Source organism: Pseudomonas sp. G5(2012) (genome assembly GCF_000408945.1).
In the GTDB taxonomy this organism is placed as follows: domain Bacteria; phylum Pseudomonadota; class Gammaproteobacteria; order Pseudomonadales; family Pseudomonadaceae; genus Aquipseudomonas; species Aquipseudomonas umsongensis.
Genome location: NZ_APIO01000039.1, coordinates 203804 through 220635 on the forward strand (window position 1 = coordinate 203804; position 16832 = coordinate 220635).

A 16832-nucleotide genomic window follows, 5' to 3' on the forward strand; every position below is an offset into this window, starting at 1 on the left:
CCGTTCGACTGCGAAGCAGTCGCAGAGTCGTTCACCTGATCATTTGTGGGTGCCGGTTGTTGGGACTGCTTCGCAGCCCGTCGGGGATAAATCCCCTCGCCACAGGTGTCGTCGGTACAGAAATGCAAAACGCCAACCCGAAGGTTGGCGTTCTGTTCAGCTCAAGTGAGTTTTAGCGCGGCACGACCGGCTTGCGCGCAGGCTTGGGCCCTTTGCCCTTGGCTGCTTCCTTGCGCTCCTTGGCCGCCTGCTGGTTGCGAGCGAATGCCGCCGCCTTGGCCTGCTCACGCTTGTCCCACGGGTTGCCGCCATCGCTGGCGCGTGGAGGCAGGCCGGTGTGCTGGGTCAGGATCTTGGTGGTCTTTTCCCCTGCAACCTTGTGGCTGCCCGCCGGCGTCGAGTTCTTGCGACGGGCACTCTGATAGCTGTCGGTGGACGGCTGGTGCAGCGGGATCAACTGGTTCTTGCCCGGCCCGATCAGGTCCGCGCGGCCCATGCGGGTCAACGCCTCACGCAGCATCGGCCAGCCTTTCGGATCGTGATAACGCAGGAACGCCTTGTGCAGGCGACGCTGCTCCTCGCTCTTGACGATGGTGACCGCGTCACTCTTGTAGGTGACCTTGCGCAGCGGGTTCTTGCCCGAGTGGTACATCGCGGTGGCAGTGGCCATCGGCGACGGGTAGAACGCCTGCACCTGGTCGGCACGGAAACCGTTGCCCTTGAGCCACAGGGCCAGGTTCATCATGTCTTCGTCGGTGGTGCCCGGGTGGGCGGCGATGAAGTACGGAATCAGGTACTGCTCTTTCCCGGCTTCCTTGGAATACTTCTCGAACATGCGCTTGAACTTGTCATAGCTGCCGATGCCCGGTTTCATCATCTGGTTGAGCGGACCTTCCTCGGTATGTTCCGGGGCGATCTTCAGGTAGCCACCAACGTGGTGGGTCACCAGCTCTTTAACGTATTCCGGGGACTCGACCGCGAGGTCGTAGCGCAGGCCGGAGGCGATCAGGATCTTCTTCACACCCGGCAATTCACGGGCGCTGCGGTACAACTGGATCAGCGCCGAGTGGTCGGTGTTGAGGTTCGGGCAGATGCCCGGGAACACGCAAGACGGCTTGCGGCACGCGGATTCGATTTCCGGGGTCTTGCAGGCGATGCGGTACATATTCGCCGTCGGACCACCCAGGTCGGAGATCACGCCGGTAAAACCGGGAACCTTGTCACGAATTTCCTCGATCTCACGGATAATCGATTCGTGGGAGCGGTTCTGGATGATCCGGCCTTCGTGCTCGGTGATCGAGCAGAAAGTGCAGCCGCCGAAGCAGCCACGCATGATATTCACCGAGAAACGGATCATGTCGTAGGCCGGGATCTTCTCCTTGCCATACGCTGGATGCGGAACGCGTGCGTAAGGCATGCCGAAGACGTAGTCCATCTCTTCGGTGGTCATCGGAATCGGTGGCGGGTTGAACCAGACATCGACTTCGCCGTGCTTCTGCACCAGGGCACGGGCATTGCCCGGGTTGGTTTCCAGGTGCAACACGCGGTTGGCGTGGGCGTAGAGCACAGCGTCATTGCGGACCTTTTCCACCGACGGCAGACGAATCACAGTCTTGTCGCGGGTCATCTTCGGGCTGGCCAGGATCTGCACGACCTTGGCTTCCTGTGGATCCTCAACCGGACCTTTTTCCTGCTCGATGGCGCAGGCCTGGGTGTCCTGGGTGTTCACGTACGGGTTGATGATCTTGTCGATCTTGCCCGGACGGTCGATACGCGTGGAGTCGACTTCGTACCAGTCTTTCGGTGTGTCGCGACGGATGAACGCGGTGCCGCGCACATCGGTGATGTCTTCGATCTTGTGACCGTAGGACAGGCGCTGCGCGACTTCGACGATCGCACGTTCGGCGTTGCCGTAGAGCAGGATGTCGGCGCAGGCGTCGATCAGGATCGAGTTACGCACCCGGTCCTGCCAGTAATCGTAGTGGGCGATGCGGCGCAGGGACGCTTCAATGCCACCCAGCACGATCGGCACGTGCTTGTAGGCTTCCTTGCAGCGCTGGCTGTAGACCAGGCTCGCGCGATCCGGACGCTTGCCCGCCAGGCCACCCGGGGTGTAGGCGTCGTCGGAACGGATTTTCTTGTCGGCGGTGTAGCGATTGATCATCGAGTCCATGTTGCCGGCCGCGACACCGAAGAACAGGTTCGGCTCGCCGAGCTTCATGAAGTCGTCCTTGGACTGCCAGTTCGGTTGGGCAATGATCCCGACGCGGAAGCCCTGGGACTCCAGCAGCCGGCCGATGATCGCCATGCCGAACGACGGGTGATCGACGTAGGCATCACCGGTGACGATGATGATGTCGCAGGAATCCCAGCCGAGCTGATCCATCTCCTCCCTGCTCATCGGCAGGAATGGCGCCGGTCCGAAACATTCGGCCCAGTACTTCGGATAGTCAAATAACGGTTTGGCTGCTTGCATGTCGATAACCGGTGTTGGCTTTCATTGAATTTCGCGGGCGCGGAATATAGCACAAATTTTGACCAATTCCGACGACTGTGGTCGGAAATTGCGCCACCCCCATTCGCGAGCAGGCTCGCTCCCACAGAGATCACACTGAACCTGTGGGAGCGAGCCTGCTCGCGAAGAGGCCATGGCAGACGCTATAACTTATTCGTCGTCGTCGAAGTTGTAGCTACCGGGCGCCAGGTTCTCGAACCGCGTGTATTTGCCGATAAAGGCCAGGCGAATAAAGCCGATCGGCCCGTTCCGCTGCTTGCCGATGATGATCTCGGCAATGCCTTTGTGCTCGGTCTCCGGGTGATACACCTCGTCGCGGTACACGAACATAATCACGTCGGCGTCCTGCTCGATCGCTCCGGATTCACGCAAGTCGGAGTTCACCGGGCGCTTGTTCGGGCGTTGTTCCAGGGAACGGTTCAGCTGGGACAGCGCAACGACCGGGCAGTTGAATTCCTTGGCCAGGGCTTTCAGGGACCGGGAGATCTCGGAAATCTCGTTGGTCCGGTTGTCACCGCTGGAGCCCGGGATCTGCATGAGTTGCAGGTAGTCGATCATGATCAAGCCGACTTCGCCATGCTCACGCACCAGGCGGCGGGTTCGTGCACGCATTTCCGAGGGGCTGATGCCGGCGGTATCGTCGATGAACAGCTTGCGATCGTTGAGCAGGTTGACCGCCGAGGTCAGGCGTGGCCAATCGTCATCTTCCAACTGGCCGGAACGTACCTTGGTCTGGTCGATTCGGCCGAGGGACGACAGCATACGCATGATCAGCGATTCGCCTGGCATCTCCAGCGAGTAAACCAGAACCGCTTTCTCGCTGCGCAATACGGCATTTTCCACCAGGTTCATGGCAAAGGTGGTCTTACCCATGGACGGACGGCCGGCGACGATGATCAAGTCCGCCGGCTGCAGGCCGCTGGTCTTCTCGTCGAGGTCGGTGTAGCCGGTGGAGAGGCCAGTGATGGCGTTGTCAGTGTTGAACAGGGTGTCGATGCGATCGATGGCCTTGGTCAGCAGGTCATTCACACCCACCGGGCCACCGGTTTTCGGCCGGGCCTCGGCGATCTGGAAGATCTGCCGCTCGGCTTCATCGAGAATCTCGGCGGCGGTACGGCCTTCCGGGTTGAAGGCACTGTCGGCGATCTCGGTGCTGATACCGATCAACTGACGCAGGGTGGCCCGCTCACGAACGATTTGCGCGTAGGCCTTGATGTTGGCGACCGAAGGCGTGTTTTTCGCCAGTTCGCCCAGGTAACCCAGGCCACCGACTTGCGAGGTCTGACCTTCCTTGTCCAACTGCTCGGACAGGGTCACGACGTCGATCGGCATGTTCTGATCGGCCAGCTTGGCGATCGCACGGAAAATCAGGCGGTGGTCATGTCGATAGAAATCGCCGTCGGAGACTTGATCAAGCACGCGCTCCCAGGCGTTGTTGTCCAGCATCAGACCACCGAGTACAGCCTGTTCGGCTTCGATGGAATGGGGCGGCACCTTCAGCGCGGCGGTTTGCAGATCGTATTGCTCGGGAGCAGAGATTTCGTTCATGGCCACTTGGTTGTTTGAGGAAAAGCAGGGATTGAAAACGGGCGTTACCAGAAAGACAAAGGGCACGACCTGTGAACAGGATCGTGCCCGATGTTACCGGCAAGCACCCGAGGGTGCCAGCCGACAAGTGCTGCTTAAGCTGCTACCACGACAACGCGTACAGTGGCTTCAACTTCGGCGTGCAGGTGCACGGCTACGTCGAATTCACCTACGTTACGGATAGTGCCGTTCGGCAGACGAACTTCGCTTTTCGCTACTTCAACGCCGGAGGCGGTCAGTGCGTCAGCGATGTCGTGAGTACCGATCGAACCGAACAGCTTGCCTTCGTCGCCAGCGGTGGCAGTGATGGTCACTTCCAGCTCGGCCAGTTGGGCAGCGCGGCTTTCAGCCGACGATTTACGATCTGCTGCGGCTTTTTCCAGCTCAGCACGACGCTCTTCGAACGCAGCCAGGTTGGCTGGGGTCGCAGCGGTAGCTTTGCCGTAAGGCAGCAGGTAGTTACGACCGTAACCAGCCTTAACGTTCACTTTGTCACCCAGGTTGCCCAGGTTGGTGACTTTTTCCAGAAGGATCAGTTGCATGTGAAAATCCTCTTAACTTTTAACCTTCACCGTTCGCGTCATCGGCGTCTTTCGGCGCGAGACGACCGCGAAAATCAATCAGGCTGTCGACGATGGCCAAGACCACCAGCAACGGATAGATCAGCTGCATGAACAGCAACAGCGTGACGTACAACCCCACCAGCCAGAATTTGGCCAGTCGCTTTTGCGCCACCAACCCGTGAATCAGGGCCAGCCCGGCGAAAACCAGCGGTACGCTGCACAGCGGTACCAGCATGGACATCTGGACACCAAGGTTCGGTGTCACAACCATGCCCGCCAGCAGCAACATCGCGGGACCCAGCGGGATTCGGACGGCGCGAAACTCGCGACCAAAACCACCGGGGTTGTACAACAACGCCTGCCAGTAGCGCCCGACAATCAGGCTCAGCACACTGACGATTTGCAACAAGGCCGCAATCAGGCCGGTCAGGATCGGTGTAATCAGGGACGCGAAACGCGCTTGCTCGTCTACCGACATTTGCTGGTAGACCTCACCGAGTAGCGACGGCATGACTTTTATCAAAGCCTGCGCCAGCATCTCGATCTGGGGACCAAAAACCGCCCCCAGCACCACTGAAAACACCACTCCCATCGCTATGCTGACCAGCAGCACGCGGTTCCAGGACTCGCTTGCGCGCAAAACCAACGCAAGGCTCGCAGACCCCAGCAGCACCAGAAGTGCCCGTGGGTCGTCGGAGTAAAGCCACCAGATCAACGCCGGCAGCAGTCCCAGAGCAAGAACGCCCAGGGCGTCCTTCAATCCGCGCCGCAGGAGCACAAGGCATCCGGCGGCAGCACCCAACCAATACAACAACGGCAATGCCGCGCATCCAGCCACTACGAGAGTGGCCTGCATACGGCCCCGCATGATGAACTCAGCTAAGGCACGCATACATTCAATCCTTTGCTACGTGTCGACTGCCCGGTCTCAGCGGCCGTGGCTGTCGGTGTAGGCCAGCAGGGCCAGGAAGCGGGCGCGCTTGATAGCGGTGGCCAGCTGACGCTGATAACGTGCTTTGGTACCGGTGATGCGGCTTGGAACGATTTTGCCGGTCTCGGATACATAAGCTTTCAGAGTGTTGAGATCTTTGTAATCGATCTCTTTCACGTCTTCAGCGGTGAAGCGGCAGAATTTACGACGACGGAAGAAACGTGCCATTTGATAGGCTCCTTAAAAGGTCCGTGGATTACTCGTCAGCGTTATCGCTGTTGTCGCTGTCATCACTATCAGCGCTTTCAGCGCCTTCGTGCTCAGGACGGTCGCGACGCTCACGGCGCTCACTGCGGTTTTCTTCAGCCTTGAGCATCTCGGATTGGCCGGTAACGGCTTCTTCGCGACGGATGACCAGGTTACGGATCACTGCATCGTTGTAGCGGAAGTTGTCTTCCAGCTCGGCCAGGGCCTTGCCAGTGCACTCAACGTTCAGCATCACGTAGTGAGCCTTGTGAACATTGTTGATTGCGTAGGCCAGTTGACGACGGCCCCAATCTTCCAGACGGTGGATTTTGCCGCCGTCTTCTTCGATCAGCTTGGTGTAACGCTCAACCATGCCGCCGACTTGCTCGCTTTGATCCGGGTGGACCAAAAAGATGATTTCGTAATGACGCATGAATGCTCCTTACGGGTTGTAGCCTGCCGCTCAAAAGCGGTCAGACAAGGAGTGAATGACACTTATGGACTTGTGGACGCTAGACACGTTGGTGCCTGCCATCACAGCAAGGGGCGCAATTGTAGAGAAGGGGCGTGGGAGGCGCAAGGGAATTGGTGATTATTTGAACAACCCTCAATTCATGCCACACCACAAAACACTGTAGGAGCGAGCTTGCTCGCGATTGAGGCGCTACATTCAACATTGATGCTGAATGTTACTCCGATATCGCCAGCAAGCCGGCTCCTACAGTTGGTTTTTCAATCAGGGCTTTTTGGCGGCAGCCTTGGCTTTGACACTGCGCTGACGCTGCGCTTCGAACAGGCATACGCCCGTCGCCACGGAAACGTTGAGACTGCTGACGCTACCGGCCATCGGCAAGTTCACCAGATAATCGCAATGCTCGCGGGTCAGGCGGCGCATGCCTTTGCCTTCGGCGCCCATGATCAGGATGGTCGGACCGGTCAAGTCCTGGTCATACAGACTGACCTCGGCCTCCCCTGCCGTGCCCACGACCCACAGGCCACGCTGCTGGAGTTTTTCCAGGGTACGCGCCAGGTTGGTCACGGCCACCAGCGGAATCACTTCCGCCGCCCCGCACGCAACCTTTCGCACGACCGGCGTCAGGGTTGCGGACTTGTCCTTCGGCACGATCACCGCCAGCGCACCCGCCGCATCGGCAGAACGCAGGCAGGCGCCCAGGTTGTGCGGATCGGTCACGCCGTCGAGTACCAGCAGCAACGGTGCGCCTTCGGTGCGATCGAGTAGCTCGTCGAGCATCGCCTCGCCCCAGACCTGGCTCGGACTGACGTCCGCAACCACGCCCTGGTGCACGCCCTCGACCCAGGCGTCCATTTCACGACGCTCGGCCTGGCCGACCTGCACACGATTTTCGTTGGCCAACTCGATCAACGTCTGCACCCGCGGATCACCGCGGCCTTCAGCCAGCCAGATCTGCTTCACGCGCTTCGGGTGATGACGCAACAATGCTTCTACAGCGTGTACGCCGTAGATCTTTTCCAACTGACTCATGACTTGGCCTTAGGTTTACGCGCCCCGCCGCTTTTCGCTGGGGCCGAGCCCGCTTTTGGCGGACCTTTACGATGCTTGCTCGGTTTGGCTGGCTTGCCGCCGACAGCCTTGTCAGGCGCCGACCGACTGGTCTTTCCCGCAGACGCCGCTTTACCGCCGCTTTTCGCGCCGGCGAGCAACGCCTGCTTCATTTCACGGCTCTTGCGCACTTCGGCATTTTTCGCCGCCGCATCGCTCGGACGATAGGCCTCGACTGCCTTTTCCTTGGCGGGACGACGACCGGTTTTCGCCGGCGCCGGCTCTGCTTCGGCTTTGCCAGCAGGTGCCGCGGTTTCGCTGCCACGTTTTTTGCGGCCGATCGGCGCGCTGATGGTTTTTTCGGCCATCTCGAAGTCGATCTTGCGCTCGTCGAGGTCGACGCGCATGACGCGTACTTCAACGGTGTCGCCAAGGCGGAAGCTACGACCGGTTCGCTCACCCGCCAGGCGGTGATGCACAGGATCGAAGTGGTAGTAATCGCCCGGCAGCGCGGTGACGTGCACCAGGCCTTCGACGTAAATGTCAGTCAGTTCGACGAACAGGCCAAAGCCGGTGACCGCGGTGATCACACCCGGGAACGACTCGCCAACGCGATCTTTCATGAACTCGCACTTGAGCCAGTTCACGACATCGCGGGTCGCTTCATCGGCACGGCGCTCGCTCATCGAGCACTGCTCGCCGAGCTGCTCCAGGGCTGCTTCGTCGTACGGATAGATGCGCGCCTTCGGAATGGTCATCGCACCGGCACGGCGAACGTGCGGGGTGTCCTGCTTCGAATGGATCACGCTGCGGATCGCCCGGTGAGTGAGCAAGTCCGGGTAGCGGCGGATCGGCGAGGTGAAGTGGGTGTACGCCTCGTAATTCAGGCCGAAGTGACCCTGGTTATCGGCGCTGTACACCGCCTGGCTCAACGAACGCAGCATCACGGTCTGGATCAGGTGGAAATCCGGACGATCCTTGATACCAGCCAGCAGTGCCTGGTAATCCTTCGGCGACGGGCCATCCTTGCCTTTGTGCAGGGACAGGCCGAGTTCGCCGAGGAACGCGCGCAATTTTTCCAGGCGCTCCGGCGGCGGGCCGTCGTGAACGCGGTACAACGCAGGAATTTCGTGCTTCTTGAGGAACTCGGCGGTGGCCACGTTGGCCGCCAACATGCATTCCTCGATCAGCTTGTGCGCGTCATTGCGGATGGTCGGACGGATTTCCGCGATCTTGCGCTCGGAGCCGAAGATGATCCGGGTTTCCTGGGTTTCAAAATCGATCGCGCCACGCACGTGACGAGCCGCCAGCAATACCTTGTACAACGAATACAGCTGCTTGAGGTGCGGCACCACGTCAGTGTATTCACCACGCAGCTTGCGGGCTTCGCTGGCTTTGGGCGTTTCCAGCATCGCGCTGACCTTGTTGTAGGTCAGGCGGGCGTGGGAGTGGATCACCGCTTCGTAGAAGCAGTAGTCGGTCATTTCGCCGGATTTGGAGATAGTCATCTCGCAAACCATGGCCAGGCGATCGACCTGCGGGTTCAACGAGCACAATCCGTTGGACAGCTGCTCAGGCAGCATCGGGATCACGCGCTCGGGGAAGTACACCGAGTTGCCACGAACCTGAGCTTCGGCATCCAGTGCCGAACCGAGCTTCACGTAGCTGGAAACGTCGGCAATCGCCACGTACAACTTCCAGCCGCCGGAGAACAGGCGCAGCTTGCCCGGCTTGGCTTCGCAGTAGACCGCATCATCGAAGTCGCGGGCATCTTCGCCGTCGATGGTGACGAACGGCAGATGACGCAGGTCGATGCGCTTCTCTTTGTCTTTCTCTTCGACTTCCGGCTTGAGCTTGCTGGCTTCCTTGAGTACGGCATCAGGCCAGACATGAGGAATGTCGTAGGTACGCAGGGCAACGTCGATCTCCATGCCCGGCGCCATGTAGTTGCCCACGACTTCGACCACATCGCCTTGCGGCTGGAAGCGTGGTGTCGGCCAGTGAGTGATCTTCACTTCGACGAACTGACCGATCTGCGCGTTCGCGTTACGACCCGGCGTCACCAGCACTTCCTGCTGGATCTTCGGATTATCTGCGACGACGAATCCGATGCCACCTTCTTCGAAGTAACGACCGACGATTGTCTCGTGAGCACGGGACACCACTTCGACGATCATGCCTTCGCGGCGACCGCGACGATCCAGCCCGGAAACACGCGCCAGTGCACGGTCGCCGTCAAACACCAGGCGCATTTGCGCCGGGCTCATGAACAGGTCGTCACTGCCGTCGTCCGGCACCAGGAAGCCGAAGCCGTCGCGGTGACCGCTGATGCGGCCCAGGATCAGGTCGAGCTTGTCCACCGGCGCATAAGTGCCGCGACGGGTATAGATGAGTTGAGCATCGCGCTCCATGGCGCGCAGGCGGCGGCGCAGGGCTTCGATCTGGTCTTCCGTGGTCAGACCAAACTCTTCGACCAGTTGCTCGCGGTTAGCAGGCGAACCTCGATCAGCAAGGTGCTGAAGGATCAGTTCGCGGCTAGGAATGGGGTTTTCATATTTTTCCGCTTCACGAGCGGCCTCGGGATCGAGGGACTGCCAATCGGCCATTAGAGAGTTTTCACCTTATCTATATACGGGTTAGTTTGGCATAGGCGTAATGAAACGGGAAATTTCAGGCTAAGACGCCTCATCTAAAGCCCTATATCGACACCAGGATGTTGATTTAAATACCGCTGGTGAAATTTTTCAGGTTTTTTGGGTGTCGGGGGTTTACAGTTAAAAAGACGCTCCGTATAGTGCGCGCCATCGACGACGGACAACGTTGCCGATACTGCCCAGATGGTGAAATTGGTAGACACGCCAGCTTCAGGTGCTGGTGACCGCAAGGTCGTGGAAGTTCGAGTCTTCTTCTGGGCACCAATTTCGAGCTTGAGATTAGTTCAATTTCAAAGCTCACACAAAACCCGCGAAAGCGGGTTTTTTGCATTCTGGGACCTTGATTAATTAAATTTAAAATCAGGGGTTTACAGATCAAATTGCTCTCCGTATAGTGCGCCACATCAACAGCGGCAACGCTCGCGATGAATGCCCAGATGGTGAAATTGGTAGACACGCCAGCTTCAGGTGCTGGTGACCGCAAGGTCGTGGAAGTTCGAGTCTTCTTCTGGGCACCAATTCAAATTCAAGGTCACGACCTTGAATTTCACAGAAACCCGCGAAAGCGGGTTTTTGCGTTTCTGGCCCCTGTAGGAGCTGCCGAAGGTTGCGATCTTTTGATTTTGGTTTTTAAGATCAAAAGATCGCAACCTTCGGCAGCTCCTACAGATCAATTGCCCCGCCCAGAGCGCATATGAGAAACAATATCGTTTATCATTGTTGCAAGATTTTGCAATGCGACAGTGAGGAACCCTGCGAATGATGTTTCGAAATACCCTGCGCCGCGGCCTGACCACCACTCTGCTTGGCCTGGCACTCGCCACCCCCCTCACCCAGGCTGCCGATCCAGTCTCCCTTACACTCTATAACGGCCAACACAAGGAAGTCGGCGATGCGGTCGCCAAAGCCTTCGAAGCCAAGACAGGCATTCACGTCAATGTGCGCAAGGGCAGCAGCAACCAGCTTGCCAGCCAAGTCGTCGAAGAAGGCGATCGCTCTCCCGCCGATGTGATCTACACCGAAGAGTCGCCGCCACTGAACAAACTCGGCGAGCAAGGCGTTCTGGCCAAGGCCGACGACACCACGCTGGCCGTTCTGCCCAAGGACTATGTCGCCGCTGACGGCACCTGGATTGGCGTCACCGCTCGGGTGCGTGTCGTCGCATTCAACCCGAAGTTGATTGACGAAAAAGACCTGCCGAAATCGGTGATGGAATTCTCCGATCCAAAATGGCAAGGCAAGGTCGGCTTCGTCCCTACCAGCGGCGCCTTCCAGGAACAAGCCGTGGCGATCATCAAGGTGCACGGCATGGAGGCTGCGGAAGAATGGCTGACCGGCTTGCGCGCTTTCGGCAAGACCTACAGCAACAACATGGTTGCCCTAAAAGCCGTGGAAAACGGCGAAGTCGCGACGGTGCTTGTAAACAACTACTACTGGTTCGCCTTGCAGCGCGAAAAGGGCCAGCTCGATTCGAAACTGCACTACTTCACCGGCGGCGACGTCGGCGGCCTGATTACCGTATCGAGTGCGGCCGTGCTGAAATCCAGCAAACATCCAAAAGAAGCCCAGCAACTGCTCGCCTACATGGCCAGTGAAGAGGGCCAGCGCGTGATCACCCAGACCACCGCCGAATACCCGCTACACAAAGGCATGCAATCGGATCGCGGCCTCAAGCCTTTCAGCGAACTGCAAGCGCCGAACGTCACGCCCGCCGACCTCGGCAATGCCGAAGAAGCCTTGGACCTGGAACGCGAGGTTGGCCTGAACTGATGAGCGCATCGCTATCCGCCTCCGCCTCGCACGGTCGATACGTACCAGGGCGCAGGCGGCCTTCCATCTGGTTGATTCTGCCGGTGTTACTGCTGGTCGTGCTCAGCTTGCTTCCCCTGGCCTACGTCGGCCTGAAGGCCTGGCAAGCGGGTTGGGCCCAGGCGCTGCATTTGCTGTGGCGGCCTTATGTATTTGGCCTGCTGCGCAATACCCTGGCGCTGATGATTGGCGTGACACTGACTTGCGGCGTGATCGGCCTGTCGCTGGCATGGCTGCTGGAGCGCAGCAATCTGCCGGGGCGACGCCTGTGGGGCGTGATTCTGTGTTTACCGTTCGCCGTACCGGCGTTTGTCAGCAGTTTTACCTGGGTGTCGCTGAGCGCACATTTCGAAGGGCTCGGCGGGGCGATCCTGATAATGAGCCTGTCCAAATACCCGCTGATCTTCCTGCCGGTGGCCGCCACCCTGCGCAATCTCGACCCCTCACTCGAAGAGTCTGCCCGCACCCTGGGACAGAATCGCTGGGGAGTGTTTTTCCGCGTCACCTTGCCGCTGCTCTGGCCTTCGCTGCTGGCGGGATCGCTACTGATTGCCCTGCACATGTTGGTGGAATTCGGTGCACTGTCGATCATTGGCCTGCAAACCTTCACCACCGCGATTTACCAACAATTCGAGCTGGAGTTCAGCAACGCCAACGCCGCGATGCTCTCGGCGGTGTTGCTGGCACTGTGCTTGATGTTGCTGTGGCTGGAACTGCGCGTTCGCGGCAAAGGCCGGCATGTACGTACAGGCCAGGGCGCGGCGCGACAGGCAGAACAGGTCAGATTGGGCCCCTGGATGATGGCTGGGCAGCTTTACTGCCTGTTGCTGGCGATCATCGGCAGCGGCATTCCTCTGGGAATGCTGGCGTACTGGCTGGCCGTGGGCTCGTCGGCGGCATTCCCGATCGCCGCGATCAGCGAGGCGCTGCTTTCCTCCCTGGCCCTGTCCTTGGGCGGCGCGGCGTTTTGTCTGCTGCTGGCGTTGCCGGTGGGGTTGCTGGTGGTGCGCTATAAAGGGCCACTGGCAATCTGGGCAGAACGTTTGCCGTATCTGCTGCACGCGCTGCCAGGCCTGGTGATTGCACTGACCCTGGTGTATTTCGCGCTCCACTATGTGCCGGTGCTGTACCAGACTTCGACACTGCTGCTGATTGCTTATGCGCTGCTGTTTCTACCGCTGGCCCAGGCACCGATTTGCACAGCACTGAACAAGGCTGCGCCGCAACTGGAAGAGGCGGCGCGCACGCTGGGGGCATCTTCGTTCAGTGCGTTTTGCCGGATAACGCTGCCAATCATTTTTCCGGCGCTGGGAGCAGCGTTTGCATTGGTATTTCTGGATGCGATGAAGGAATTGACGGCGACCTTGCTGTTGAGCCCAACCGGGCTCAACACGCTGGCCACTGAGGTGTGGGCGCATACCGCGAATGTGGAGTTTGCGGCGGCGGCGCCTTATGCGGCGTTGTTGATATTGGTGTCGGGGCTGCCTGTATATCTATTAACAACCCGGATGTATTTGAGCCGCTGAGATCGCTTTCGCGAGCAGGCTCGCTCCCACAGGGCTCGGTAGATCACCTGTGGGAGCGAGCCTGCTCGCGAAGAGGCCAGGCCAGGCCAGGCAAAACATCAAGCCCTGAACTGCCCCAAGCTGGCTTTGAGCTGCGCCGCCAGGCCATCGAGCACCTTGCCGCTGGCCGTGGTTTCCACCACCGCCTGGGCCGCCTTTTCGGCTTGCACATGAATGGTCTCGACCCGACCTCGCACAGCCTGTGCTCCCCGAGCCTGATGCTCGGCAGCCTGGGTCGCCAGGCCGATTGCCGTGTGCACCTGCTCGACCGAAGCCTGCACCGATTGCTGCAACCGCGCGCTGTCACGCAGAACCAACAGGCCTTCACTGGCCTGGCGCCCGGCCTGGCCGATTGCCGCTACGGCCTCGCGGGCACCTTGCTGCAACGCTACGATGTGCGCCTGGATATCGCCGGTGGAGCTTTGCGTCTTGCTCGCCAACGCGCGCACTTCATCTGCCACCACCGCAAAGCCGCGACCGGTTTCGCCGGCGCGCGCTGCCTCAATGGCCGCGTTCAGCGCCAGCAGGTTGGTCTGTTCGGCAATCCCATGAATGACCGTCAGCACTACCTCAATCTGCTCACTCTGCTGTGCCAGGCGCTCAATCACTTGCGCGCCAGTCTCAACCTGGCCCGCCAACGCTTCAATCAGAGTGCCGACTTTCGCCGAAGTCCGGGTGTTTTCGTCGGTGGCCTGGCGGATATCCACCACCTGCTTCAATGCCGCTTGCATGGCCTGGCTTTCCGACTGCGCCTCATCCGCCATTCGTGACAAGGCCCGCAGGCTTTCAGCCACCTCATCGCGCTGCATGCCCGCCGCCGCATCCGCCCCCGCGTTGCGCAATGTCATGGCGCCAATTTCCACACCGGTACGCTGGGCGACATCACCCGCCTCGCGCACTATCGGCTGCAATTTGTCGACGAAGCGATTGACCGCCGACGCCATATCGCCGATTTCGTCCCTGCTGCTGATCTGCACACGCTTGGTCAGATCGCCCTCACCCGCCGCCAGGTCATCCATGGCGACAATCAACATCCTCAGGCGGTTGACGACTCGGCGCCCGAGCACGACCGCCAGCAACAGCAGGACACCAAAGCCCACCAAAGCCAGGCTCACTCCAATACGCCAGCGCAGGGTTGTCGCGGCCTCCTGCACGGTGGCGGTGGTATTGGCTTTCATTTCAGCGGCCGTGGACTGCGCCGATTGCAGACGTGCACCCATGGCCGCTGCGCTGTCGGCTGCCGCGCCTTTAAGGCTGTCGCCCACCAACTGGTCGCCACTGGCAATCAACGCCGAGAAGCGCTTGTCCAGTGCCGCCAGGTCGGCCTCTACCGACGCCGTCGAGACGCCCATCAAGACCTTGCCGATCTCCACGCCATTAGGGTTGATCGAGGCCTCGACGTAGAAGACCGACGGATCGTTCTTCGCCGCGTCCAGCACCTTGTCCAGTGCGCGCTCGCCCTGGCCTTTTTCCAGCAGCGCCTTGTTGATCGGGTTTTCCCGGTTGAGGTAACGCGTCAGATGCTGGCCCGTGGCGTCGTCGTACACCACGAACAGGACATTGGGGTTGCGCTGGGCCCGACGGGCAAACTCGGACAAGGTCGGCACGTCGTTATCCCACATGGCGCGAGGCGCCACCGAGGCCAGAAGCTGTGCCATGTCGCTGGCGGAATCCTTCAGGTCTTTTTCCAGGGTCGAACGCAACTGGGCCTGCTCGTCCTTCAATCGCGAAGACAAGCCAGCCGTGAGGCGTTGACGCGTACTGGCAGACAGGCTGTCCAGGCTCGACGTGACTTCACGCCCCGCCTGCTCGAGCTCACCGGACAGTTTTTGACTGTCCGCCCCCAGGCGCTGGGCGAGATCGGCTTCCAGCGCCGTCACAGTGCTCCGGGTCAGCGCGACCGCCACCAGCACCTGCACCAAAAGGGCGATACCAAGGGTAACGAATACAGGCCGCAACAAACGGCTTTGTAACAACGAGAGAACAGCTGACACTTGAAATCCCTCTGCATTTGCGCCATTAAATTGATGGCACGCCCGAAAGTGACGCTTTAGGCAAAGGTAATAGCAAAGGTCATGCCGTCCTACAGACATATACGACAAAGGCCCCTATTGAGGGGCCTTTGTGTTTTACATCAACAGCTTATCAAGCGAACGGATGGCGCAGAACGATGGTTTCGTTGCGGTCCGGACCCGTCGAAATAATGTCGATCGGCGCGCCGATCAGCTCTTCGACGCGTTTGATGTAAGCACGGGCGTTAGCTGGCAGCTCTTCCAGGGTTTTGGCACCCACGGTCGACTCGGTCCAGCCCGGCACCTCTTCGTACACAGGCTGCAGGCCCACGTAGCTGTCAGCATCAGTCGGGGCAACGGCGTTGCCTTGCGCATCTTTGTAGCCGACGCAGATGTTGATGGTTTCCAGACCGTCGAGCACGTCCAGCTTGGTCAGGCAGATGCCCGAGATGCTGTTCACATCGATAGCGCGACGCAGGATAACAGCGTCGAACCAACCACAACGCCGAGCACGGCCGGTAGTCGCGCCGAACTCGTGACCTTGTTTAGCCAGGTGCGCACCGACTTCGTCGAACAATTCAGTCGGGAATGGACCCGAACCTACACGCGTGGTGTAAGCCTTGGTAATGCCCAGGATGTAGTCCAGGAACATAGGGCCAACACCCGAACCGGTAGCTACGCCGCCAGCGGTGGTGTTAGAGCTGGTCACGTACGGGTAGGTACCGTGGTCGATGTCCAGCAGGGAGCCTTGGGCGCCTTCGAACATGATGTCTTTGCCAGCGCGACGCAGGTCGTGCAACTCGGCAGTCACGTCCAGCATCAGCGGCTTGAGCAGCTCCGCGTACTCTTTGCATTCGGCCAGGGTCTTGTCGAAGTCGATGGCCGGCTCTTTGTAGTAACCCACCAGCATGAAGTTGTGGTATTCCACCAGTTCACGCAGTTTGTCTTCAAAACGCGGCATGTTGAGCAGATCGCCCACGCGCAGGCCACGGCGTGCAACCTTGTCTTCGTAAGCCGGGCCGATGCCGCGACCGGTGGTGCCGATCTTCAGCTCGCCACGGGCCTTTTCACGGGCCTGGTCCAACGCAACGTGGAAGGACAGGATCAGTGGGCAGGACGGGCTGATACGCAGGCGCTCGCGCACCGGTACGCCTTTTTCTTCCAGCTTGGTGATCTCGCGCAGCAGGGCGTCAGGTGCAACCACCACGCCGTTGCCGATCAGGCACTGCACGCCTTCGCGCAATACGCCCGAAGGGATCAGGTGCAAGACAGTTTTTTCACCGTCGATCACCAAGGTGTGACCGGCGTTGTGGCCACCCTGGTAGCGCACTACGGCGGCAGCATGTTCGGTCAGCAGATCAACGATCTTGCCTTTGCCCTCATCACCCCACTGGGTGCCCAGGACTACGACATTCTTACCCATAACAC

At 59.7% G+C, this 16832-nt stretch carries 12 protein-coding genes and 2 tRNA genes; 4 read left to right on the forward strand and 10 right to left on the reverse strand.

The genetic code is table 11. The features are described from left to right. Nucleotides 1–172: 172 nt before the first annotated feature. The 8 genes from PG5_RS13580 to rnr all read right to left on the reverse strand — a co-directional run bounded on the left by PG5_RS13580 (nucleotide 173) and on the right by rnr (nucleotide 9970). Complete coding sequence (locus PG5_RS13580; RefSeq protein ID WP_020797698.1) at nucleotides 173–2476, reverse strand: YgiQ family radical SAM protein; 2304 nt, start codon at nucleotides 2474–2476, stop codon at nucleotides 173–175. A 189-nt stretch (nucleotides 2477–2665) separates the two neighbouring features. Next, nucleotides 2666–4063, reverse strand: coding sequence for a replicative DNA helicase (gene dnaB, locus PG5_RS13585; RefSeq protein ID WP_008058980.1), 1398 nt, complete (start codon nucleotides 4061–4063; stop codon nucleotides 2666–2668). 134 nt (nucleotides 4064–4197) lie between these two features. Continuing rightward, nucleotides 4198–4644: a 50S ribosomal protein L9 gene (gene rplI / locus PG5_RS13590; protein WP_008058981.1), complete on the reverse strand. Its 447-nt coding sequence runs from the start codon at nucleotides 4642–4644 to the stop codon at nucleotides 4198–4200. Nucleotides 4645–4663: 19 nt separating this feature from the next. After that, nucleotides 4664–5557 (reverse strand): hypothetical protein, encoded by an 894-nt coding sequence (locus PG5_RS13595; protein WP_020797699.1) that lies wholly within the window; start codon nucleotides 5555–5557, stop codon nucleotides 4664–4666. Between the two features lie 36 nt (nucleotides 5558–5593). Further along, on the reverse strand, nucleotides 5594–5824 hold the full coding sequence (rpsR, locus tag PG5_RS13600; protein ID WP_002551829.1) for a 30S ribosomal protein S18: 231 nt from the start codon (nucleotides 5822–5824) through the stop codon (nucleotides 5594–5596). Nucleotides 5825–5852: 28 nt separating this feature from the next. Next, the gene (gene rpsF / locus PG5_RS13605; RefSeq protein ID WP_003217491.1) at nucleotides 5853–6275 is read right to left on the reverse strand and encodes a 30S ribosomal protein S6; all 423 of its coding nucleotides are present in this window, start codon (nucleotides 6273–6275) and stop codon (nucleotides 5853–5855) included. A gap of 303 nt (nucleotides 6276–6578) precedes the next feature. Next, a complete protein-coding gene (gene rlmB, locus PG5_RS13610) occupies nucleotides 6579–7346 on the reverse strand; it encodes a 23S rRNA (guanosine(2251)-2'-O)-methyltransferase RlmB (RefSeq protein ID WP_020797700.1) in 768 nt (255 codons plus the stop codon). Beyond that, nucleotides 7343–9970, reverse strand: a complete 2628-nt coding sequence (gene rnr, locus PG5_RS13615) for a ribonuclease R (protein WP_020797701.1) — start codon at nucleotides 9968–9970, stop codon at nucleotides 7343–7345. The genes rlmB and rnr overlap by 4 nt, the downstream gene beginning before the upstream one ends. 225 nt (nucleotides 9971–10195) lie before the next feature. Here rnr and PG5_RS13620 point away from each other — a divergent pair. The 4 genes from PG5_RS13620 (at nucleotide 10196) to PG5_RS13635 (ending at nucleotide 13353) form a co-directional block, all read left to right on the forward strand. Then, nucleotides 10196–10282: transfer RNA gene (locus PG5_RS13620), tRNA-Leu, on the forward strand. Nucleotides 10283–10449: 167 nt separating this feature from the next. After that, nucleotides 10450–10536 (forward strand) — tRNA-Leu (locus tag PG5_RS13625). Between the two features lie 241 nt (nucleotides 10537–10777). Further along, nucleotides 10778–11788 (forward strand): extracellular solute-binding protein, encoded by a 1011-nt coding sequence (locus PG5_RS13630; RefSeq protein WP_020797702.1) that lies wholly within the window; start codon nucleotides 10778–10780, stop codon nucleotides 11786–11788. Continuing rightward, a complete protein-coding gene (locus PG5_RS13635; protein WP_042955394.1) occupies nucleotides 11788–13353 on the forward strand; it encodes an iron ABC transporter permease in 1566 nt (521 codons plus the stop codon). Before PG5_RS13630 ends, PG5_RS13635 begins: the two co-directional genes overlap by 1 nt. A 98-nt stretch (nucleotides 13354–13451) precedes the next feature. Here PG5_RS13635 and PG5_RS13640 read toward each other — a convergent pair whose 3' ends face one another. Together PG5_RS13640 and PG5_RS13645 are read right to left on the reverse strand one after the other, a co-directional pair. After that, nucleotides 13452–15386 carry a methyl-accepting chemotaxis protein gene (locus tag PG5_RS13640; RefSeq protein ID WP_033040616.1) on the reverse strand — a complete coding sequence of 645 codons (1935 nt, stop codon included), beginning with the start codon at nucleotides 15384–15386 and terminating at the stop codon, nucleotides 13452–13454. 151 nt (nucleotides 15387–15537) lie between these two features. Beyond that, nucleotides 15538–16827, reverse strand: a complete 1290-nt coding sequence (locus PG5_RS13645; protein WP_020797705.1) for an adenylosuccinate synthase — start codon at nucleotides 16825–16827, stop codon at nucleotides 15538–15540. Between the last annotated feature and the right edge of the window lie 5 nt (nucleotides 16828–16832).